General features: G+C 33.0%; 20 protein-coding genes and 1 pseudogene. 20 read left to right on the top strand and 1 reads right to left on the bottom strand.

Going from position 1 to position 22,077, the window contains the following annotated elements:
- Positions 1 to 63 precede the first annotated feature (63 nt).
- From ACLBWW_RS11505 to galU, 17 genes and pseudogenes are all read left to right on the top strand, one after another.
- Positions 64 to 486, top strand: a pseudogene (locus ACLBWW_RS11505) (AMP-binding enzyme); the annotation flags it as partial.
- A 116-nt stretch (positions 487 to 602) separates the two neighbouring features.
- Positions 603 to 1,610 (top strand): LytTR family transcriptional regulator DNA-binding domain-containing protein, encoded by a 1,008-nt coding sequence (locus ACLBWW_RS11500; RefSeq protein WP_048542663.1) that lies wholly within the window; start codon positions 603 to 605, stop codon positions 1,608 to 1,610.
- Between the two features lie 180 nt (positions 1,611 to 1,790).
- Complete coding sequence (locus tag ACLBWW_RS11495; protein ID WP_098048748.1) at positions 1,791 to 2,633, top strand: ABC transporter ATP-binding protein; 843 nt, start codon at positions 1,791 to 1,793, stop codon at positions 2,631 to 2,633.
- Positions 2,633 to 3,337, top strand: coding sequence for an ABC transporter permease (locus tag ACLBWW_RS11490; RefSeq protein ID WP_000144454.1), 705 nt, complete (start codon positions 2,633 to 2,635; stop codon positions 3,335 to 3,337). Before ACLBWW_RS11495 ends, ACLBWW_RS11490 begins: the two co-directional genes overlap by 1 nt.
- 162 nt (positions 3,338 to 3,499) lie before the next feature.
- Complete coding sequence (locus tag ACLBWW_RS11485; RefSeq protein ID WP_048542662.1) at positions 3,500 to 4,405, top strand: M23 family metallopeptidase; 906 nt, start codon at positions 3,500 to 3,502, stop codon at positions 4,403 to 4,405.
- 287 nt (positions 4,406 to 4,692) lie between these two features.
- A complete protein-coding gene (locus ACLBWW_RS11480) occupies positions 4,693 to 4,827 on the top strand; it encodes a hypothetical protein (RefSeq protein WP_000008903.1) in 135 nt (44 codons plus the stop codon).
- Positions 4,828 to 5,135: 308 nt separating this feature from the next.
- The gene (gene spoIIID / locus ACLBWW_RS11475; RefSeq protein WP_000544012.1) at positions 5,136 to 5,408 is read left to right on the top strand and encodes a sporulation transcriptional regulator SpoIIID; all 273 of its coding nucleotides are present in this window, start codon (positions 5,136 to 5,138) and stop codon (positions 5,406 to 5,408) included.
- Positions 5,409 to 5,569: 161 nt separating this feature from the next.
- Positions 5,570 to 6,571, top strand: a complete 1,002-nt coding sequence (gene mreB / locus ACLBWW_RS11470; RefSeq protein ID WP_000457990.1) for a rod shape-determining protein — start codon at positions 5,570 to 5,572, stop codon at positions 6,569 to 6,571.
- Positions 6,572 to 6,899: 328 nt separating this feature from the next.
- Entirely contained in the window at positions 6,900 to 7,295 is a 396-nt protein-coding gene (gene tagD / locus ACLBWW_RS11465; protein WP_098706703.1) for a glycerol-3-phosphate cytidylyltransferase, read from the top strand.
- 5 nt (positions 7,296 to 7,300) lie between these two features.
- On the top strand, positions 7,301 to 8,461 hold the full coding sequence (locus tag ACLBWW_RS11460) for a CDP-glycerol glycerophosphotransferase family protein (RefSeq protein WP_098706702.1): 1,161 nt from the start codon (positions 7,301 to 7,303) through the stop codon (positions 8,459 to 8,461).
- Between the two features lie 35 nt (positions 8,462 to 8,496).
- The gene (locus tag ACLBWW_RS11455) at positions 8,497 to 11,382 is read left to right on the top strand and encodes a CDP-glycerol glycerophosphotransferase family protein (RefSeq protein WP_098706701.1); all 2,886 of its coding nucleotides are present in this window, start codon (positions 8,497 to 8,499) and stop codon (positions 11,380 to 11,382) included.
- A gap of 16 nt (positions 11,383 to 11,398) precedes the next feature.
- Positions 11,399 to 12,568, top strand: coding sequence for a glycosyltransferase family 4 protein (locus ACLBWW_RS11450; RefSeq protein ID WP_098706700.1), 1,170 nt, complete (start codon positions 11,399 to 11,401; stop codon positions 12,566 to 12,568).
- A gap of 97 nt (positions 12,569 to 12,665) precedes the next feature.
- Positions 12,666 to 13,673: an NAD(P)H-dependent glycerol-3-phosphate dehydrogenase gene (locus ACLBWW_RS11445; RefSeq protein ID WP_098706699.1), complete on the top strand. Its 1,008-nt coding sequence runs from the start codon at positions 12,666 to 12,668 to the stop codon at positions 13,671 to 13,673.
- Between the two features lie 49 nt (positions 13,674 to 13,722).
- A complete protein-coding gene (locus ACLBWW_RS11440) occupies positions 13,723 to 14,919 on the top strand; it encodes a CDP-glycerol glycerophosphotransferase family protein (protein ID WP_098706698.1) in 1,197 nt (398 codons plus the stop codon).
- A gap of 5 nt (positions 14,920 to 14,924) precedes the next feature.
- Positions 14,925 to 15,728 (top strand): ABC transporter permease, encoded by an 804-nt coding sequence (locus ACLBWW_RS11435; protein ID WP_098706697.1) that lies wholly within the window; start codon positions 14,925 to 14,927, stop codon positions 15,726 to 15,728.
- 16 nt (positions 15,729 to 15,744) lie between these two features.
- Positions 15,745 to 17,412 carry a teichoic acids export ABC transporter ATP-binding subunit TagH gene (gene tagH / locus ACLBWW_RS11430; protein WP_098222506.1) on the top strand — a complete coding sequence of 556 codons (1,668 nt, stop codon included), beginning with the start codon at positions 15,745 to 15,747 and terminating at the stop codon, positions 17,410 to 17,412.
- 58 nt (positions 17,413 to 17,470) lie between these two features.
- Positions 17,471 to 18,352: a UTP--glucose-1-phosphate uridylyltransferase GalU gene (gene galU / locus ACLBWW_RS11425; RefSeq protein WP_098124106.1), complete on the top strand. Its 882-nt coding sequence runs from the start codon at positions 17,471 to 17,473 to the stop codon at positions 18,350 to 18,352.
- A 54-nt stretch (positions 18,353 to 18,406) separates the two neighbouring features.
- Here the strand turns inward: galU and ACLBWW_RS11420 are convergent, their stop codons facing one another.
- On the bottom strand, positions 18,407 to 18,850 hold the full coding sequence (locus ACLBWW_RS11420) for a CoxG family protein (RefSeq protein ID WP_098222503.1): 444 nt from the start codon (positions 18,848 to 18,850) through the stop codon (positions 18,407 to 18,409).
- A 503-nt stretch (positions 18,851 to 19,353) separates the two neighbouring features.
- On the opposite strand from ACLBWW_RS11420, the gene fabZ reads away from it, so the two are divergent.
- From fabZ to galE, 3 genes are all read left to right on the top strand, one after another.
- Positions 19,354 to 19,788: a 3-hydroxyacyl-ACP dehydratase FabZ gene (gene fabZ / locus ACLBWW_RS11415; RefSeq protein ID WP_000884318.1), complete on the top strand. Its 435-nt coding sequence runs from the start codon at positions 19,354 to 19,356 to the stop codon at positions 19,786 to 19,788.
- Positions 19,789 to 19,943: 155 nt separating this feature from the next.
- A complete protein-coding gene (gene tagU / locus ACLBWW_RS11410) occupies positions 19,944 to 20,855 on the top strand; it encodes a polyisoprenyl-teichoic acid--peptidoglycan teichoic acid transferase TagU (protein WP_447614040.1) in 912 nt (303 codons plus the stop codon).
- A 185-nt stretch (positions 20,856 to 21,040) separates the two neighbouring features.
- Positions 21,041 to 22,033 (top strand): UDP-glucose 4-epimerase GalE, encoded by a 993-nt coding sequence (galE, locus tag ACLBWW_RS11405; RefSeq protein ID WP_098706694.1) that lies wholly within the window; start codon positions 21,041 to 21,043, stop codon positions 22,031 to 22,033.
- The last annotated feature ends 44 nt before the right edge of the window (positions 22,034 to 22,077 follow it).

Below are 22,077 nucleotides of genomic sequence, written 5' to 3'. Positions count from 1 at the left end.
TTCTTTTGTTTGTGGATAGGTTAATAGATATATTAAAAAAATCGTCAATGTTCAGTGGTGACAGAACTCTGTTTAAAGGGCCCATGGATTGCTTGAAGCTATTATAAGGATGAACGTACAGAAGAATCAATGAAAGACGGTTGGCTCTATACAGGAGACATTGTCACGGTTGATTCGGAAGGATGTATTAAGATTGCTGATCGTACGAAAGATTTAATTAAAAGTGGAGGCGAATAGATTTCTTCCTTAGATTTAGAAAACGCTTTAATGTCACATGATAAAGTGTTAGAAGCATCTGTTGTGGCGGTGCCGCATGAAAAGTGGCAAGAACGTCCCGTTGCTTGCGTTGTACTAAAAGAGGGACAAGCAGTAGAAAGAGAAGATCTGTATGCTTTACTAAAAGCAGAATTTCCGAAAACATCTGTAGGGAAATTCTTAAAGAAAGCGCTGCGTGATCAGCTCAAGACGTATATAGAGCAAAACTAGAGAAGAAGGCTATCCTTTCATTTGGATAGCCTTCTTTTTATAGTACTTCATAAAATATCAAAAATTTCCATTAATTGTTTGGTATAATGTGATAAAAAGCATTCGGGGGAGACGAAATGGCACTACTGGAGTTAAAACAGTTAGGAAAGACGAATCAGTTACCGGCAGTTGAACTGAAGGTTGAGAAGGGACAATGCGTTGTTTTGCAATGTAATAACCATACAGCTAAAGTATTGCACCGCATCATTATTGGTGCGAAAGAAGCTTCAACTGGCAATGTACTATTTGAGGGCGAAGCAATTGGAAAGAAACATTATTCTCGCATCGGTTTTTGTTTTTTGAAAGATGAGGCATATGATCGTTTGAAGGTAAAGGAATACTTCAAGTTCTTAATAGGAATTTATGAGTCAAATATGAGTACGGAAGAAGTAGTACAATATGTCGGTCTCTTAGATAAGTTAAACGTTAAAATAGAAAAATTATCATTTTCAGAGAAACGTCGGCTGCATATTGGGCGAGTGATGATTCATAATCCAGATTTAGTTATTTTGGAAGAACCGGAGCAAAATGTAGATACAGAGAGTACGATTATTATTCGAAAAGCGATTATGGCAATGAAGGAGAAAGGAAAGGCGATTTTTATAACGTCATCCTTTCTATCGGACGCCCTTTCGTTAACAGAAGATGTATACATATTAAACAATGATGGTGTGAAGAAAATAGAAATCGAACAAGAAGAAATTGAAGAGGTGGATGAAGAAAAGGTTGTTCAAATGATTCCGCAAATGAAACTTGAAAGAATTCCAGCGAAAGTGAACGATAAAATCATTTTACTTGATCCGATGGAAATTCATTTTATTGAAACGCAAAACGGAGTGACACATATTCATGTGCGCGAAGGTGATTTCGTATGTGCATTAACATTAAGTGAATTAGAAACGAGATTAACAGGTTTTGGTTTCTTTAGATGTCATCGCTCGTACCTTGTGAATTTACAAAGAGTACGAGAAGTCATTACGTGGACTCGTAATAGCTTTAGTTTAATTTTGGATGATGAAAGAAAAAGTTCAATTCCGCTTTCAAAAGGACGAATGGATGAATTAAAAGGTGTGATTGGGCTATAAAAATTACTCCAATAAGCTCAAAATATGATTCATTCACCGGTAAAAATACTCCTTTTACCGGTATTTTACTGCGTAACCCTCTTGTTTTTCATATGATTGAGTCAAGAAAAGCAAAACAAGTAAACGAAAAGCGCTAAAGCGACTTTCATCTATAAAAGAAAAAACAAAGGGGATGACGAGATGACATTGGCAATTGAAATGAAAGATGTAATGAAAAGCTTCAATGAAAAAACAGCACTTCGAAATGTAAATATTGAGGTAAAGCAAGGAGAGATTTTCGGATTCCTCGGACCGAGTGGATCTGGAAAAACAACAACAGTAAAGATTTTAACTTCTCAATTACTTCATAGCGTTGGAACAGTGAGGGTACTAGGCAGAGATATTACAGGACCAAGCAGCATCGATTATAAACGAATTGGTATTTTAACAGACAACAGCGGTTTATATGAGAGACTTAGCATTTATGATAACTTACTATTATTTTGTGACTTATACGATTGTAAAAAAGAACGAATCGATGAAGTACTAGCGCAAGTGAATCTATTAGATGATAAAAAAACACCAGTAAAGAAACTATCAAAAGGAATGAAGCAGCGCGTTACATTAGCTAGAGCAATCCTTCATAAACCAGATATCCTCTTCTTAGATGAACCAACATCTGCACTCGATCCAGTAAACGTACAAAACATTCATAAAATCTTAAAAGACTTAAATAAAGAAGGAACGACGATTTTTTTAACGACGCACAACATGGACGAAGCAGAAACGCTTTGTAACCGCATTGCCTTTCTATGTAGCGGAGAAATTGTAGCGCTTGATACACCGGAGAACCTTCGCTTACAATACGCGAAAGATCAAATACAAGTCGTGTTAAAGGATAAGAAGAAAGAAACGGTACAAAAAGATGAATTAGGTGCAAAACGCATTTCAGAGTGGATGAAAAAAGGAGAACTATTATCCATTCATTCTTATGAGCCAACGTTAGGCGATATCTTTATTGAAGTTACTGGGAGGGGATTATAATGACATTTTCAATGAGACGTGTATCAGCTATTTTTAGAAAAGAAGTACAGGATTTTAAGACAAATTCACAAGTGTTGTTAATGGCATCTTTACCAATTATATTTGCATTTATATTTAGCCGATTTGGAGAAGGACAGGCAGGAGTTGGAATTATTACTTTAATGTCCTTTCTATTTGTAGCAGGGTTTGTTCAATCAATGGTAATTGCAGAAGAGAAAGAAAAACATACGTTACGTGTGTTAATGCTATCACCAGCTTCTTCTGTTGAAGTTCTTCTTGGGAAAAGTATATTAACAGCATGTTTAACGTTAGGTATTTCCATTGTAAACTTATTCATCTTAGATCAATTAAGTGGCAATCTCTTATTGCTAGCATTTATTTTCTTATGTGGAACAATTCTATTCATTTTAATTGGAACAGTGATTGGATTATTAGCTGAGTCTGTCCCGCAAACATCACTAATTGGAATGCCAATATTAATGACGATGTATTTAGCTGTACAATTTGAGCCAATGGTTGAAAATAAAGTAATTAAGACGATGATTAGTTATCTTCCAACATCTCATCTTGAAAAAGCGATTAAAATCTTAGTGGAGGGTGCTGGGTTTAGTAGTATTAGTGGGCATATGCTAAATGTTGGAGTGTGGCTCGTTATTTCACTTATTGCATGTTTAATCGTATATAAAAAGAAACAATTGGACTAAAAACTGAGCCGAAAGTACTCAGTTTTTTCTTTTTTCTATCATTTCCTCGGAAATTTTACAATTACTATACATATTTTTACAGATTTTGTCGAAAAGTAATTAGTTATACGTTGTATAGGATACGTGAATATTGTTCAAAATGATTGCTGAGGTGATGATGGAATGCGAGGAAGAAATAATAAAAAGTCGCAAAAGGTAGTACATTTATTTCAAAAAAGATGGGTGTTTCCGGCACTATACATTGCTTGTGCAGCGGTGATTTTAATGGTTGCGCTATGGTTCCAAGGAGCTAATCCGAAAAAGACTCCGAACCAAGATCAAGCAACACCGTATACACAATCGGAAGATCCAGCAGTACCAGTAACGAAATCTTCAGAAGTAGTGAAAATGCCAGCAGCCGCGAGTGCGGAGGTAGTCGTACAGAAGAAATTCTATGAAGATGCAGCAACTGAGGCGGAACAAGAAAAAGCACTTGTCTTTTATAACAACACATATTCCCCAAATAAAGGAATTGACATTGCTGCGAAGAATGGAAAAGAATTCGATGTAGCTGCTGCTTTAAGTGGTACAGTAACGAAAGCTGAAAAAGATTCACTTCTTGGTTATGTTGTAACAGTTGATAGTGGAAATGGTGTAGCAGTTTCTTATCAAAGCTTAGGCAGTGTGAAAGTAGAAAAAGGTGCACGAGTTGCACAAGGTGAAGTATTAGGAAAATCCGGTCTAAGTGCAATGAATAAAGAAGCAGGTTCTCACGTTCACTTTGAAGTACGTAAAGACAACGTGGCTGTGAACCCTGAGCGCTACTTAAATAAGTCAGTAGCAGAAATTAAAGCTGATGCAGGTGCTGCAAAGGCAACGAACGCTTCTGGTAAAAAAGCTGAAGACAAATCTCAAAAAGAAGAGAAGTCAACGAGCACGAAACCAGAAAATAAAACAGAAGACAAGTCTCAAAAAGAAGAGAAATCAACAAGCGGTTCGACTAGTGACAAAAAAGAAGAGCCGAAGAAAGAAGAAAAATCAACAAATGGTTCTACAGAATCATCTAACAGTTCTTCTTCACAAGAATAAGAAAGTGAAAAAATCAGTTCTCACTAGGAGAGCTGATTTTTTTACTTTTACCCCGCATTAACGGGCAGTAAGACCCCTACTTCCAAATTCAGTGAAAGCTAAGAAGTTAGGCCTGGGGTCAACTGCCCGTAAAAGCCCGATTGGTTCAACTAATAATCAGTGGGAAATGGCGCCCACTGATTAAAGTTTCACTTTATATAAAAATACTCAATTTCGAGAAAAAAGTTGCAATAACAAGGAAATATGACGAGATTCTCGAATATATATTACAAAAGGGAGGGGATACTGTGTCATTTTTGTTTGTTCTGTCGACTGCTATTATTTTATTGTTTGTTTTATTCACTTTATATTATTACATTGCTGGTAAGAAAGAGGTTCCCCACCATCAGTTATTAGAAGAAGAGTTGGAACGAGAAGAATGACGCCTTATATACAAGGTGTCATTTTTTTTCGTCAAAATAGTCAATGTTAACGTATTTCTCACAAAAAAACGTAATTTTTCTTAACTTAGTCCGCAAAAATAGTGAACATGTAGCATATATCAGTAGTGCGGGCAATACAATGGTATAAACCAAAGCAAAGAGAGTGTTTGAGGTGAGAAATCGTGAATCATTTCATTATAAATCCAAGAATGTTTAACGCTTACAAACAGCACTCACACTTACTTCTTAGTCGTATGCAGCGAGGCTCATTTCACACTTCTCACATCCAATTTAGGGAGGCGAGTGGTGTGCACGATTACATCAAAGAGAGAACTATCAAGATTGGTAAGTATATCGTGGAGACAAGAAAGACAGTGCGTGTCATTGCAAAGGAATTTGGGGTATCAAAAAGTACAGTCCATAAAGATTTAACGGAACGTCTACCAGAAATTAATCCAGAGCTCGCAAATGAAGTGAAAGAAATTCTTGATTATCATAAGTCTATTCGTCATTTAAGAGGCGGAGAAGCAACAAAGCAAAAGTATAGAAAAGAAGATGTAGAAAAGCCGGTCCGTCAATAAATATGCGATTGCAAACATTCCGTTTCAATTCGGTAATATTTTTCAGAAGAATTCTTTTTGCGAATATTACGTTTCTGTTAAATTTATGATAAAATCAGAAATTAGGTGTAAAAGAATTCGGGTGTAACCTGATTTTAAATATCGAGGAGGAAATGACGGGAATGTTTGCGCGAGATATCGGAATTGACCTAGGTACGGCTAATGTATTAATTCATGTTAAAGGCAAAGGTATTGTATTAAATGAGCCATCTGTTGTGGCAATTGATCGTAACACAGGTAAAGTATTAGCAGTAGGTGAAGAAGCAAGAAGTATGGTGGGACGTACACCTGGTAATATTGTAGCAATTCGTCCGCTTAAAGATGGTGTAATCGCAGATTTCGAAATTACAGAAGCAATGTTAAAGTATTTCATTAACAAATTGGACGTGAAGAGCTTCTTTTCAAAACCTCGCATTTTAATTTGTTGTCCAACAAATATCACATCAGTAGAACAAAAAGCAATTCGTGAGGCTGCTGAACGTTCAGGTGGTAAAACAGTATTTTTAGAAGAAGAACCAAAAGTAGCCGCAGTTGGTGCTGGTATGGAAATCTTCCAACCAAGCGGTAACATGGTTGTTGATATTGGTGGAGGTACAACGGATATCGCTGTACTATCTATGGGTGATATTGTTACCTCTTCCTCTATCAAAATGGCTGGCGATAAGTTTGATATGGAGATCTTAAACTACGTTAAACGTAAGTATAAGCTATTAATTGGAGAACGTACTTCAGAAAATATTAAAATTAAAGTTGGTACAGTATTCCCAGGTGCACGTAGCGAAGAGCTTGAAATTCGCGGACGTGACATGGTAACGGGCTTACCACGTACAATTACAGTATGCTCTGAAGAAATTACAGAAGCACTAAAAGAAGACGCGGCTATCATTGTACAAGCTGCAAAAGGCGTACTAGAGCGCACGCCACCAGAACTATCTGCGGACATTATCGACCGCGGTGTTATTCTAACAGGCGGTGGAGCTTTACTACACGGTATCGACATGCTTCTAGCAGAAGAACTAAAAGTACCAGTATTAATTGCTGAAAACCCAATGCAATGTGTTGCGGTTGGTACAGGTATTATGTTAGAGAATATCGATAAATTACCAAAGCGTGCTTTACGATAAAAAATAAATTCAATTGTAAATAAAAAACCAGAAAGAAGCAATTCTTTTCTGGTTTTTTTATATAATAAGATATACTGGAAAAACACTTACAAATAAGCATTGTTAGCGCTTTCTTTATGTATATATTACATAAAATGCATATTAATTGTAATAGTTGGTCAATAAAAAGTATGTTATAATCGCTAGTGTGAATTTCGTGTGAACTTAATGTAAATAATTTGTAAATCTTATTGGTTTACATAGGGCTTTTGTTATTTGAATAATGATGCGGGGAAGGTCCTATTGTTTTTTTTATTCTTAGAAAAATTCGCAGGAGGACAATTAAATTATGAAAAAAGTAATTACATATGGAACATTTGACTTATTACACTGGGGACATATCAATCTGCTAAAGAGAGCAAAAGACTTGGGAGATTACCTTATCGTGGCTATATCTTCAGATGAATTTAATAAATTAAAGGGAAAAAAAGCTTATCATAGTTATGAAAATCGCAAAATGATTTTAGAAGCGGTTCGTTACGTAGATGAAGTAATTCCTGAACATGAATGGGAACAAAAAGAAAAAGATGTTCAAGAGCATGACGTTGATTTATTTGTTATGGGTGATGATTGGAAAGGTGAATTTGATTTCCTACAGTCCCATTGCGAGGTTAAGTATTTACCACGTACAGCGGGAATTTCAACGACGAAGATTAAACAGGAATTATTATTGGTGGCTAGATAATTCTTATGATTAGAGAAATACAAATTGCTATATACCTTACAATATTTAGACTACTATTTAATCTTTTTAGAGTGTTTCCAATTCAAAAAAAAGCGACATTTATTATGTCATATGGGGAGAATGTACTCTCTATATACGAAGAAATGAGAGAGAAAGAAATTGATTTAGATGTCGTGTTCTTATATAAATCTACTTGTAAATATAAATTAAAAGATTATCCTGAAGTGAAGTCTTATCAATTTGAAACACTAAGTATAGTGAATATGATTGAAGCTGTTTATCATTTGACAACATCTAAACATGTTATTATTGACAATTACTTTGGCTTTTTGTCTACTATTAAATTTAGAAAAGGAACTGAGTGCATTCAACTTTGGCATGCGGCAGGAGCTATTAAAAAGTTTGGTTTATTAGCTACTATATTTAAAAAGAGAAATAAACGAGCCCAGAAACGTTTTGTTAAAGTCTACAATAACTTTCACAAAATTGTTGTGGGCTCAGATGCGTTAGCGACTGTTTATGCGGATGCATTTAATTTGAGTCAGGATCAAATGTTGAGTACAGGAATACCTCGTACAGATTTATTTTTCAATAAGATGAAGAAAAAACAAATTACAAATAATTTTTTGAATGAAAATCAATTTTTGAGAGACAAAAAAATAATATTATATGCTCCCACATTTAGAGATGGGGAGATCGAGCATTTTAATTTAAATCTAAATCTAGAGGAAATTTATAAAGAGTTGCATCAAGAATATATATTTCTTATTAAGTTGCATCCAGCAGTTAGAAATAAAATCAACTATCTAAAACAATATAGTGATTTTATATTTGATTATTCTCTTTATCCTAATGTTAATGAATTGCTTTTAATAACTGACATTTTAATAACCGATTATTCTTCAATTCCATTTGAATTTTGTTTATTAAATAAACCTATGATTTTTTACCCATATGATTTGGAACATTATAAAAAACAACGGGGGTTTATAGAGGATTATCATGCAACTGTTCCTGGGCCAGTTGTATATTCAACAAAAGAATTAATTGAGGTTATCAAAAAAAATAATTTCAACATGAACGATATAAAAAACTTTTCTCAGAAATGGAATCAGTATTCAAAAGGCAATTCAAGTGGAAATTTTGTAGAAAAAATTTTTAAGTAGAGATATAAATTTAATTTAGCTTTGAGAGGTGTAGGATGAATTTAGTTGGTTTTTTATGGAAGTATAAAGAAAAGGTAGTTTGCTCGTTAAATTCAATAATTTGTGATAATAAATTTAATATAAAATTGAGATTGGATTTTAATGATGAAACTGATCAAACTATGTACAATACTAATCTGGTATTAATAAATAGAAAAAATAAAGAAGAATTAATCTATCCATTAAAGCAGGAACATTCATTAGGTTATTGGGATTTAATGGGTGACATTAATCTTAAAAATTTATTTAAAGCTATTTCATATGGTACTTGGGATGCGTACTTATTGTTGGAGAGTGAAAAAGGGAGTGAAAAGTATAGAATAAAAAATTTGACAAGTGAATTTCCAGAAATAATTGGTTTGAATGAGTATGTTATTTATCCATACGCAACAGTAAAAGGAAATCTATCCTTTAAATGTGAAATGACTGATGGAATTTCTAAGTTAGAATCATGCTACTTGAATGAAGAGGGGCAACTATGTTTAGATGGTTATTCATTTATCCCAGGATTAGATATTAGTAGTAAAAATACAAAAAAACAGATAATAATACGGACGGAAGAGGATACTAAGGAGTATTACTTATCTTGTAAAAATGTAAAAAGAAAAGATATTACACAAAAATATAGTATATTAAAACAAAATTATGATGGATCAGGATTTTCGATTTCCATTGATCTCCATGGGGAATTAAAACAAATAGAAAATAAACCATTTAAAATTTTTATTGATTTAGAATTTAAGACAGATAAAAATGAGCTTGTGAAGAAACTTATTCCTTTTAAAGCTGAGGGTAAAATAATTGATCATTTGAAGGATGGTGAATTTTTCGAAACTAATAAAGGTGTAAGAAAAATTTCTTTAAATACTGAGCCCGATACTAGTGAGTTCATAGTCTATATTAATAATTTTGATTTACATGCAGAGGCAAAAGTAATATATGCAGAAAAAAACAGAATAGATATATATGGAGAATTAGTCTTAACTAAGAATACTATTGTGAATTTAGATGGTGAAAATTCTTTAATGATAAAAAAAAGGTTTGTTGATGTCTACTTACACTTACCAATAGAAATAGAAAATGAAAAATTTAGTTGTTCAATAGATATTGAAAAATTAACCCTAAAAGATGAATTAAGAGAGGGAATTTGGGATTTATATGTACGAATTAATGGGAAGAATTATCGCTTAGCAACTTGCTTAGATGAGATAAAGGATAAACAAAAGTGTATGGTGTTTCCTCAACAAATAGCACCAAATTCGATTAATAAAGCATTGGCGATTAAACCGTACTATACCTTGCATAATGAGGTATCTATTCTTATTAGGAATTACATTTTTCACAAAAATGTTCAAGGGATTTTTATTAGTCCTAAGGAAATGAAGTTAATTGGTAAAATAAATATCATGAAAACAACAGAAGAAAGAGTGCCTGAGTGTACAAAAGGTAGAGTATCTATAAAAGGTTCACATGGAATTTTATATGAGATACCTTTAGTATGGAATTTAAGACCAACAGGGAAGACACTTGTAGAATTTGAATTTGAAGCAAGTGCTAGTCCAAACTATGAAGATTTGCCTATAGTCTATAAAGAAATAGTTAAAAATATTCGTTTTGATTCTATTGAATGTGAAATAGAATTTGAAGATTATATTTCAAAGTTTGTTTTAAATGTAAATCCTGAAAGAGTTCATGTAAATAAAAAAGGTAGAGCGAGCCGAAAATCATTTGTGAAAAATATGGTTGAAAAAAATAAAGAAACTGTTTACCGTGTCATAAATAAAATTTTACCAATTAATAAAAAAATAGTAGTATTCCAAAGTTATTATGGCAATAGCTATGCATGTAATCCAAAAGCTATATATGAAGAGATGATAAATCAGAATAGAGATATAAAGGCAATTTGGATTGTTAAAAATTTAGAAACAGAAATTGTAGGAAATCCTATAAAGGTTCAACCACATTCCCTTAAATATTACTATTATATGGCGATTGCGAAGTTTTTTGTTAATAATGGTAATTTCCCGGATTTTTATGACAAGCGTAAGGGTACAGTTCATTTGCAAACTTGGCATGGTACACCTTTGAAGAAATTGGGGCTAGATATAGACCCTAGTTCACCTGCATATGTGGAAAACACTTCACCTGAATTAATAAGAAGAAATAAGAGATGGGACTATTTGATTGGTCCAAATGCCTATACATCTAAAATACTTCAAAGAGCCTATAATTTTAAGGGGAATACGTTAGAAGTGGGTTATCCTCGTAATGATATGTTTTATAGGGGAAATAACGATGAACGTGTTAGTCGTATTAAAAAATTATTAAACATTGATCCAAAGAAAAAGGTGATTTTATATGCACCAACTTGGAGAGATTATGAGAAAAGACACGAACCGTTTGCATTTAGATTTGATTTAGATAAGTTTCAAAAAGAATTTGGAGATGATTATGTTTTATTATTGAGACTTCATTATTTCGATGCAGCAAGAGTATCTATAACTGGATATGAAAAATTTGTATATAATGTAACTTATTACAACGATATTCAAGATTTGTATTTGATATCTGATATTTTAGTGACAGATTATTCTTCAGTGATGTTCGATTATGCTAATTTGAATAGGCCAATGATTTTCTTTACTTATGATTTATTAAGGTATGGATCCGAAATCAGGGGTTTTTATATGAATTTTAAAGATGAAGCCCCAGGGCCATTAGTTCAAAATGAAAGGGAATTATTTAAAGCACTTCGACAAATAGATACTGTACAAAAGAATTATGAATTAAAGTATAACAAATTTAGAGAGAAGTTTTGTCATTTAGAAGATGGCAAAGCATCGAAACGGACTATAGATGCTGTATTTGGAGTAGAAAAATAAGATAGGAGTCATTTTAATGAAGATTCACTTTTTAGTTTTTGATATATTTGGAATGGGTGGAACAGGCCGTACCGTACTTAATGTAGCTAATTATTTAGCTCAACAACAATATGATATTGAGATTATTAGTGTATTTAGACATCGTAATAAAGGTTTTTTTGAAATAGATCCAAGAATAAAGGTTACAGTTCTACATGATTTAGTCGAAAGAGATAAAAATCAATTAGGTTTAAAGACTAAAATTGCAAACAAATTATCAAAAATGAAAAGTCGTTTAATACATCCAGATGATGAAGCGCATCATTTCTTTTCTTTATTAACGGATATTAAGATGTATAGCTATATAAAAAGTATTAATTCGGGAATTCTGATTACAACCCGTCCTAGTTTTAATATTTTTGCCACAAAATATGCTAATAAAGGAATTCCAATAGTGGGACAGGAACATCTCAATTTTCAAATATATCCTGATAGATTAAAGGAATCTATAATGAAGAGTTATCCTAAATTAAATTATTTAATTACTCTAACTGATGATGATACAGACGATTATCAGAAATTATTTGAAGGTACACCATTAAAAATTAAAAAAATTACGAATTCGGTACCACCTTTAAATGGTAAAATTTCTAATCTAGAAGAAAAGGTAATTATGGCGGCGGGGAGATTGGCCCCCCAAAAGGGTTTTGATTTACTAATTGAATCATTTAGGCCTGTTGTTGCTAAGCATCCGGATTGGAAACTGAAGATATTTGGATTTGGTCGAGAAAAGAATAATTTACAAGATTTAATTCATCATTATGGGCTATACAATAATGTATTTTTAATGGGGCCCACTAAAAATATTGACGTTGAACTCTCAAATTCCTCTATTTATGCATTAAGCTCTCGTTTTGAAGGGTTTGGTATGGTTATAGTGGAAGCTATGCAATGTGGGGTACCAGTTATTAGTTTTGATTGCCCAAAGGGTCCAGCGGAAATTATTAAAAACAATCAAGACGGCTTATTAATCAAAGATGGAGATGTAGACGCTTTTACAGAGGGACTAATGACTTTAATTGAAGATAAAGAAAAACAGAAGAGATTTGCTAGATTAGGCCTAAAAAATGTTAAGAGATACGAAATTAAGAATATCGGTAGACTTTGGGAAGAATTAGTCAAAGAATTAGAGGGAAGTGTAAAGTAAATTAGTTATGAGAAGGAGTAATCAGATTTTATGATTACTCCTTCTCATATCAATCTTGCTTAAAATAAATATTTGAATTGATAGAGGAGAAATTATATTGAATAAAATAACAGTAATAGGAGCCGGAAGTTGGGGAACTGCTCTCTCTATGGTACTAACAGATAACGGACATGAAGTACGGATTTTTGGGAATAATAAGAAACAGATTCAAGAGATTAATGAGAAACATACAAATGAAACTTACTTACCAGGAATTCAATTATCCAAAGGAATAAAAGGATACGAATCTTTAGAAGAGGCGATGGATGGAGTCAATACAGTGCTACTAGTTGTACCAACCAAAGCAATTCGTGGTGTTATGAGAAACTTGAAATCTATTGTAAAACAGCCAATAACAGTTATCCATGCAAGTAAGGGGATTGAGCCGGGATCATTTAAGCGCATTTCAGAAATGATTGAAGAAGAGATGCCAAAAGGATTAGTTGAGAGCATTGTTGTTCTTTCAGGGCCAAGTCATGCAGAAGAAGTAAGTCTTCGTCACCCTACGACAGTAACTGCTGCTTCGTATCATTTACAAGCTGCTGAGGAAACACAACGATTATTTATGAATAATAATTTCCGAGTATATACAAATCGAGATGTAATTGGTGTTGAATTAGGTGGAGCATTGAAAAATATTATTGCTCTGGGAGCCGGCATTTCAGATGGACTTGATTACGGAGATAACGCAAAGGCAGCTTTGATTTCACGTGGTTTAACAGAGATTACACGTTTGGGATGTGAAATGGGAGCGAATCCGCTTACCTTTGCAGGTTTAACAGGTGTTGGTGATTTGATTGTGACCTGTACGAGTATTCATAGCCGAAATTGGAGAGCAGGAAATTTACTTGGAAAAGGTCATAATTTAGAAGAAGTATTAGAAAATATGGGTATGGTCGTTGAAGGGGTACGTACAGCGGAAGCAGCATACCATTTAGCTAAAAAAGTTAATGTTGACATGCCCATTACTAATGCTATATACAATGTTCTTTTTAATGGAAAGAGTGCAAAAGAAGAAGTAGATCTACTTATGGGAAGAAACGGAAAAGGTGAGATTTTACAATAATAGAATTATAGTTATATGAGATAAATGAATTAGAAGGTGTGCAAAAAAGATGGGTTTTATAAGAAAAATAAAAAATCATCGGATAGTTAAAAAGATATGTAAAGCAATCTTTTTATTTTGTAGTTATTTACCGCCAAGAAAAAAAACGATCTTGTTTGAAAGTTATTCTGGAAAACAATATAGTTGTAATCCAAGGGCTATATATGAATATATGTTAAAAAATAATATGGATTTTGAAATGGTATGGAGTGTGAATAAAACATATAAGGACAAATTTGAAAAAGATGGAATTCCATATGTAAAAAGGTTCTCGATTCGTTGGTTTATTTTGTTGGCACGTTCAAAGTATTGGGTTACAAATAGTAGAATGCCTTTATGGTTACCTAAACCAAAACATACGGTATATGTCCAAACTTGGCATGGTACGCCATTAAAGAAACTAGCTGGTGATATGAAAGAGGTACATATGCCAGGTACAACAACAGAAAAATATAAGCATAATTTTCATTTAGAAGCACAAAATTGGGATTACCTACTTTCGCCCAATAACTATTCTACGGACATCTTTAGAAGAGCATTCCAATTTGAAAAGGAAGTTGTAGAAGTTGGTTATCCACGTAACGATTTTTTATATCAGAGTAATAATTCTTCAGTAGTGGAGTCCTTAAAGAAAAAGAATAACTTACCGATAGATAAAAAAATTATTTTATATGCACCAACATGGAGAGATGATCAATTTTATAGTAAGGGCCAATATAAATTGGATTTGCAATTAGATTTGGATCTCTTACAAAGTAAATTAGGAACGGATTATATTATTTTATTACGTATGCATTATTTAATAGCTGAAAAATTTGATTTAGTTAAATATAAAGGATTTGTTTATGATTTTTCTAAGCATGTTGATATTAATGAACTATATGTAATATCTGATATGTTAATTACAGATTATTCTTCAGTCTTTTTTGATTATGCAAATTTAAAACGCCCAATTATTTTCTATACGTATGATATTGATTCTTATCGAGATAAATTAAGGGGATTTTACTTTAATTTGGAGGAAGAAGCACCTGGTCCAATTGTAAAGAATACAAGAGAAGTATTAAGAGAAATAGTAAAGTATGAATCGAATGGATTAGGAGAATTTGCAGCGAAATACGATAGTTTCTATAATAAGTATTGTTATTTAGAAGATGGTGGTGCTTCTAAACGAACTGTAAGGAAAATATTTTTCGGAGAGGCATAGTAAAGATGAAATCGATGGTCATGGTATGGAAAGAACAGATAAGTAGTTTATATTTAATTAAACGCTTATCTATTTATCAAGTGAAAAGTACAAATAATAATAATTATTTAGGGCTCTTTTGGGAATTTTTGAATCCAATAATACAGATGAGTATTTATTGGTTTGTTTTTGGCTTAGGTATTAGAGGGGGACAAGGTGTTAATGGAGTTCCTTTCGTTTATTGGTTATCTGCAGGATTAGTTGTATGGTTTTTTATAAACCCAGCAATGATGCAAGCTTCTAAATCGATTTATACAAGGCTAAACATGGTTTCAAAAATGAATTTCCCCATGAGTGTTATTCCAAGCTTTGTAATCATGTCTAATTTCTATTCACATGTAATCCTCGTAGGAGTTATAACAATTTTATTTTTAGTAACAGGACAAGGAATTTCTATTCACTATATTCAGCTCATTTATTATATGTTTGCGACGCTTATGCTAGTATTCTCATTGTCTTTAATCACATCCACTTTAGCGACAATAGTTAGGGATACTCAAATGATTGTGCAATCAATTATGAGAATGTTATTATACTTGACTCCTATATTATGGACTCCTGAGAGATTACCAACTATTTTCCAAAAAATTATGCAATTAAATCCATTCTGTTATATTGTTGATGGATACCGAGCATCTTTATTAGGGACAAATTGGTTCTTTCAAGATGTAAATTATACATTGTATTTTTGGGGATTTGTTTTTATTACTTTTTTAATTGGCTCAACATTACATGTGAAATTTAGAAAGCATTTTGCAGATTATCTATAATGAGGGTTGTAAAAAAATGAATGAATCAGTCAGGTTTCATAATGTAACAAAAAAATACAAAATGCACAGTAAAAATTCAGATAAACTTAAGGACATCATGTATCCTGGAGGGTTTGGTGAAGATTTCTATGCATTAAGAAATTTAGAGTTTGTAGCTCAAAAAGGTGATGTAATTGGTATTGTCGGGGTGAATGGTTCAGGAAAATCGACGATGTCAAATTTAATTGCTGGAATTACACCTCCTACAAAAGGGAAAATTGATATTAAAGGAAAAGTTGCACTTATTGCTATTGCAGCTGGGCTGAACAATCAACTTTCCGGTAGGGAGAATATTGAATTAAAATGCTTGATGATGGGATTAAGTAAAGAAAAAATTGAGAAGTTGACACCGGAAATCATTGAATTTGCTGATATTGGAAAATTTATTGATATGCCAGTCAAGAAGTATTCAAGTGGAATGAAATCTCGTTTAGGTTTTGCTATTTCAGTAAGTATTAATCCAGATGTTCTTGTAATTGATGAAGCACTTTCAGTAGGTGATCAAACATTTGCCGATAAATGTTTGACACGTATGAATGAGTTTAAAGAACAAGGGAAAACTATCTTCTTTGTAAGTCACTCTTCGGGACAAGTGAAAAAGTTCTGTACAAAGGCTTTATGGTTAGAATATGGAGAAATTAAAGATTATGGTCCAATTCAAGAAATTGTGCCGAAATATGAGAACTTCTTAAAAGAGTACAAGGCTATGAGTAAAGAAGAACAGCAGAAGTTTAAAAAGGAATCAATGGAGAAACAGGCAGGTAAAATTTTAATAAAAAATGAAGCTGCGAAAAGTGAGAATGAAGCTCAAGCTGTAGATTATGTATCATTATTAAGAAAACAAAGCTCACATCATATAAAAAAGAAAAAGGGTCGAAAGTTCTTAAGTGTTTTTATATTATTGATGATGCTTGGTGGGATAACTTACTGGCAAAAGGATAATATTTTACATTCTCTACAGGCGAAAGAACAGAAAAAAGAGTCAATAGATAAGGTGGAGGTTCCTAAAAAAGAGGAGAACCCGCTTGCAACTTTAGACGTCCGTTATGTAAATTCTGCAAAAGGTCGTGTTAGAAGTAAGCCGAATTTAGATGGACAGGTAGTAGGAACGATATTATTTGGAACGCCGTTTATTGTAAAAGAGCAACAAAAAGAGATAGAATCAGATATTAATTGGTTAAAACTCACATTAGAAAACGGGGAAGAGGGATGGATTAGTGAATCCATAGTTAAATCAATCCCATATAATCAAGCGATATCTTATAACAAGTTTTTAGGGGAATTAAAAGAAATAGAGGGAATCACTCCAAATTTAGAAGAGTACCTTGCTTTTTTAGGAAAGACTAAAGAAGAGATAATCAATACATTAGGTAATTCACAAAATGAGAAACAATTAGCAGCTGGAACATTAGTTCAATATAAAGATATTGATATAGTATATAACAATCAATCGATTGTTCAGAAAATAAATATTAAAAATATGAAAATACCAAAAGAAAGTTTATTTGAAAAATTAGGTGAAGCACAATTAAAAGCTGAGGATGATTCACTATTTATTTACCGATCAAATAAATTTGATTTTAATTTTTCATTAATAGGTTCTACAATTAATTCAATATCAATCTTTGATGTTTCAAAGTATTAAATTTTATTACTATAATTAAATGTGAAATATTTATTAGATATTATTAGGAGGATTATCATTGAAAACAGTAAAAAAAGCTATCATCCCAGCAGCTGGATTAGGAACTCGTTTCCTACCAGCAACTAAAGCAATGCCAAAGGAAATGTTACCAATTGTTGATAAACCAACAATTCAATACATTGTAGAAGAAGCGATTCAATCTGGAATTGAAGATATTATTATTGTAACTGGAAAAGGAAAGCGTGCTATCGAAGATCACTTTGATCATTCTTTTGAGTTGGAACAGAACTTGCTAGAAAAGGGTAAGCATGAAATCCTTAAGAAGGTGCAAGAGTCTTCTAAAATTAATATCCACTATATTCGTCAAAAAGAACCGAAAGGTTTAGGTCATGCTGTATGGTGTGCTCGTAAGTTTATTGGTAATGAGCCATTCGCTGTTTTACTTGGTGATGATATTGTACAAGCTGAAACACCATGCTTACGTCAATTAATGTATCAATATGAGGCAACACAATCATCGGTAATTGGTGTTCAAACTGTTCCAGAGACGGAAACACATCGCTATGGTATTATTGATCCACTAGCACAAAATGGTCGTAGTTATCAAGTTAGTCAGTTTGTAGAAAAACCAGATCAAGGAACAGCACCATCTAACTTAGCAATTATGGGGCGCTATGTATTAACACCTGAGATTTTCACGTTCTTAGAGAATCAACAAACAGGAGCAGGTGGGGAGATTCAGTTGACGGATGCTATTCAGCGTTTAAATGAGATACAAAGAGTATTTGCTTATGATTTCGAAGGAAAGCGATACGACGTTGGAGAGAAGCTTGGATTCATTCAAACAACAATTGAAATGGCATTACAACATGATGAGTTAAAACATGAATTATTAAGCTATATGGAGAAATTATCAAAAAAAGAAATGGTTAATAATTAACTTCCATAAAAACCATCTCAGAAATTTATTACAATAAATTTCTGAGATGGTTTTTTATAATTGCTTCATTAATTTATCTGCCACTTTTTTAGAAAGTTGCTTTGTCATTTTAGGTACAAATGGTATAATTGCGCCGTTAAAAACAAAAGCTCCTTTACCAGTCGTTCGCAATTCTAACTGACTTGTTACTTTTGTAGTAGAAGGAGAGGTTGATTCAGCAAGAAAAAATCCGCTACCAATTAACTTTTTAGTTGGAGAAGCCATCGTAAAGCTAATTTTATTAGGTATTTGCCATTCAATGATTTCAACATTTAGACTAACGTCTCGTTTAATAAATCCTAAATCACCGTGCAAACGCCAAGTTGAATGTTTGTCATCAATAATTTTATGTTTAACATAGCCAGTGACCAGTGGAGCCCAATTGTTTATATCACTAATAAATTTCCAAATTTGATCTGGTGAAGTAGTTAACTCTATAGTATGTATACCTTTTGCCATTTTTGGATTCCTTTCTAAAAATAGAGGTATCTGAATAATTAGGGTAAAACCCTTTATTCATTCTATTATAATATTGTTATGTAAATTCTATTACAAGCGTTTTATGCTTTTATTTTAATAATTTTTTATTAAAATTCATATTTCTAAATATCACATTTAAGAGAATGTAAGGAAAATAGAGAAATCCTGAGTAATATTGGGGAATTAATACGAAAAAGGTCGAAAATTAGGTTTTAATTTCTTATTTTTGTCATATATAATAAATCTTGAATACGACATTAAGGCTTAATATATTTGATATAATATGCCTTTCCCTAACTTGGGTATACACTCTTTTCAACCTCCGTGTCAGTAATAATACATATTGAAAAGAGTGTATACATTTTTTTATTTCGAAGAGAAATCTTGAAATCCTTTTTTATAATGACAAATAAGATTTAAAATGGGATAATGATAGTATAACTTCTGGTGGTATGACCAATCTTGTTTAAGGAGAGAAGTGTATGCTAGATATTCAACAAATTAAAGAAATAATTCCTCATCGCTATCCATTTCTACTAGTGGATAAAGTTTTAGAAGTAGAAGAAGGAAAGCGTGCTATTGGAATAAAGAATGTTACAGCTAATGAAGAATTTTTTAATGGACATTTTCCAGATTATCCTGTAATGCCAGGTGTTTTAATTGTAGAGGCTTTAGCACAAGTTGGTGCTGTTGCTATGTTGAAGAAAGAAGAGAATCGTGGTCGCTTAGCATTCTTCGCAGGCATTGATAATTGCCGCTTTAAACGACAAGTCCGTCCAGGTGATCAACTTCGTTTAGAAGTTGAAATGACGCGTGTACGTGGAGCAATTGGAAAAGGAAAAGCAATTGCTACTGTAGATGGTGAAATTGCTTGTGAGACAGAAATCACGTTTGCGCTTGGTGACAAGAAAGAATAAATATATTAAGATATGTGATAGACAAATAACAATATATAATTGTTGTTTGTCTATTTTTTGTGGATTGCTATATTATTTGGTTTTATTAAGTTTTTTTTTTGTATAATAGGATTTATATGTATTGTAAGTTAGGCTTAAGAAAGAAGGTTACAATAATGAAAAAGAAAATTTTATTTTGGGTACTTGGTATTCTTGGGGTACTAATCATAGGTGGAGGAATTTATGCCTATAATGTATATTCTTCTGTATCTAATACATTAAAGGAAGTTCATCAACCTTTAAAACGTGATCAAAACAACAATAAAGTTGGAGAAAAAGTTAGCAAGAGTGAACCAGTTTCAATTTTACTGCTAGGGGCAGACGAGCGCGGTAATGATAAAGGGCGTTCAGATTCTTTAATGGTGATTACATTAAATCCTAAAAATAACTCTATGAAAACAGTAAGTATTCCTCGTGATACTTATACAGAAATTGTTGGAAAAGGTAAAAGCGATAAAATCAATCATGCTTATGCATTCGGCGGAGTAGATATGTCTGTAGCGACTGTAGAAAACTTCTTGAATGTTCCTATTAATTATTATATTGAAGTGAACATGGAAGGATTTAAAGATATAGTTGATGTAGTCGGTGGGGTAGATGTAAATAACGACTTGGAGTTCTCTCTAGAAGGGAAGCACTTCCAAAAAGGGAATATTCATTTAACAGGTGACCAAGCTCTAGCATACACACGTATGCGTAAAGAAGACCCACGTGGTGACTTTGGACGTCAAATGCGTCAGCGTCAAGTAATGCAGGCTGTTATTAAGAAGGGCGCAAGCTTCTCTTCTTTAACAGGTTATGGAGATGTATTAGCAGCAATTCAAAAGAATGTGAAGACAAACTTAACGCAAGATCAAATGTTTGATATGCAAAAGAACTATAAAGATTGCTTAAAAAATAGTGAGGATATTCAAATCCCAGGTGACGGTCACAAGGCTGCTGATGGCATTTGGTACTACTATGTTCCAGATGCAGTAAAACAAGATTTAACGAATAAATTAAGAGGGCATCTTGAAGTAACGAAGTAATAACCAAACTTCTTTAGACAGAATTCGGTTTCCCAAGTGCTAAAGGGCATGAAGTTTGGGCACAATATGTAACGGATTATTTCGTTGCTAAGTAATAAAGGTACACAAAAGGTATACGAGCAATCGTATACCTTTTATAATTAAGAGAGTGAATAAGAAATCCTAATATATGTAGGAGGACGACAATGAACTCAATTCTAATCTGCGGCGGAGCTGGTTATATCGGTTCTCACGCTGTGAAAAAATTAGTAGACGAAGGTTTATCTGTAGTAGTAGTAGATAACTTACAAACTGGTCATGAGGATGCAATTACGGAAGGTGCGAAGTTTTATAATGGAGATCTTCGTGATAAAGCATTTTTAAGAGATGTTTTTAAACAAGAGAGTATTGAGGCGGTTATGCATTTCGCAGCGGATTCTTTAGTTGGAGTTAGTATGGAGAAGCCTCTTCAATATTACAATAACAATGTGTATGGTGCACTTTGCTTATTAGAGGTAATGGATGAGTTTAAGGTAGATAAGTTTATTTTCTCTTCTACTGCGGCAACGTATGGTGAGGTAGATGTAGACCTTATTACTGAGGAAACGATGACAAATCCAACGAATACGTATGGAGAGACGAAGTTAGCAATCGAGAAGATGCTTCATTGGTATAGCCAAGCTTCTAATTTACGTTATAAGATTTTCAGATACTTTAACGTGGCTGGTGCAACTCCAAATGGTATTATTGGGGAAGATCACCGTCCAGAGACGCATTTAATTCCTCTTGTACTGCAAGTGGCGTTAGGTCAACGTGAGAAGATTATGATGTTTGGTGATGATTATAATACACCAGACGGTACTTGTATCCGTGATTATATTCATGTTGAAGATTTAGTAGCGGCTCACTTCTTAGGTCTTAAGGACCTACAGAACGGCGGAGAGAGTGATTTCTATAATTTAGGAAATGGTAATGGTTTCAGCGTGAAAGAAATCGTTGATGCAGTTCGTGAAGTTACAAATCATGAAATTCCAGCTGAAGTAGCACCGCGCCGTGCGGGAGATCCAGCACGTTTAGTTGCTTCTTCTCAGAAAGCGAAAGAGAAGTTAGGATGGGATCCTAAGTATGTAAATGTGAAAACAATCATTGAGCATGCTTGGAATTGGCATCAGAAGCAACCTAACGGGTATGCTAAATAAAATATAATAAGTGAAAGAGAGGGGATTGTCGTTCAACATATGTT

This window comes from Bacillus sp. M5A3_1b, from assembly GCF_053345335.1.
This window is presented reverse-complemented; position numbering and strand designations above follow the sequence as displayed.

Coding starts and splice junctions, on each gene's coding strand:
- ACLBWW_RS11500 (WP_048542663.1), top strand. CDS start 603: ATGGCACTACTGGAGTTAAAACAGTTAGGAAAGACGAATCAGTTACCG.
- ACLBWW_RS11495 (WP_098048748.1), top strand. CDS start 1,791: ATGACATTGGCAATTGAAATGAAAGATGTAATGAAAAGCTTCAATGAA.
- ACLBWW_RS11490 (WP_000144454.1), top strand. CDS start 2,633: ATGACATTTTCAATGAGACGTGTATCAGCTATTTTTAGAAAAGAAGTA.
- ACLBWW_RS11485 (WP_048542662.1), top strand. CDS start 3,500: ATGCGAGGAAGAAATAATAAAAAGTCGCAAAAGGTAGTACATTTATTT.
- mreB (WP_000457990.1), top strand. CDS start 5,570: ATGTTTGCGCGAGATATCGGAATTGACCTAGGTACGGCTAATGTATTA.
- tagD (WP_098706703.1), top strand. CDS start 6,900: ATGAAAAAAGTAATTACATATGGAACATTTGACTTATTACACTGGGGA.
- ACLBWW_RS11460 (WP_098706702.1), top strand. CDS start 7,301: ATGATTAGAGAAATACAAATTGCTATATACCTTACAATATTTAGACTA.
- ACLBWW_RS11455 (WP_098706701.1), top strand. CDS start 8,497: ATGAATTTAGTTGGTTTTTTATGGAAGTATAAAGAAAAGGTAGTTTGC.
- ACLBWW_RS11450 (WP_098706700.1), top strand. CDS start 11,399: ATGAAGATTCACTTTTTAGTTTTTGATATATTTGGAATGGGTGGAACA.
- ACLBWW_RS11440 (WP_098706698.1), top strand. CDS start 13,723: ATGGGTTTTATAAGAAAAATAAAAAATCATCGGATAGTTAAAAAGATA.
- ACLBWW_RS11435 (WP_098706697.1), top strand. CDS start 14,925: ATGAAATCGATGGTCATGGTATGGAAAGAACAGATAAGTAGTTTATAT.
- tagH (WP_098222506.1), top strand. CDS start 15,745: ATGAATGAATCAGTCAGGTTTCATAATGTAACAAAAAAATACAAAATG.
- ACLBWW_RS11420 (WP_098222503.1), bottom strand. CDS start 18,850: ATGGCAAAAGGTATACATACTATAGAGTTAACTACTTCACCAGATCAA.
- fabZ (WP_000884318.1), top strand. CDS start 19,354: ATGCTAGATATTCAACAAATTAAAGAAATAATTCCTCATCGCTATCCA.
- tagU (WP_447614040.1), top strand. CDS start 19,944: ATGAAAAAGAAAATTTTATTTTGGGTACTTGGTATTCTTGGGGTACTA.
- galE (WP_098706694.1), top strand. CDS start 21,041: ATGAACTCAATTCTAATCTGCGGCGGAGCTGGTTATATCGGTTCTCAC.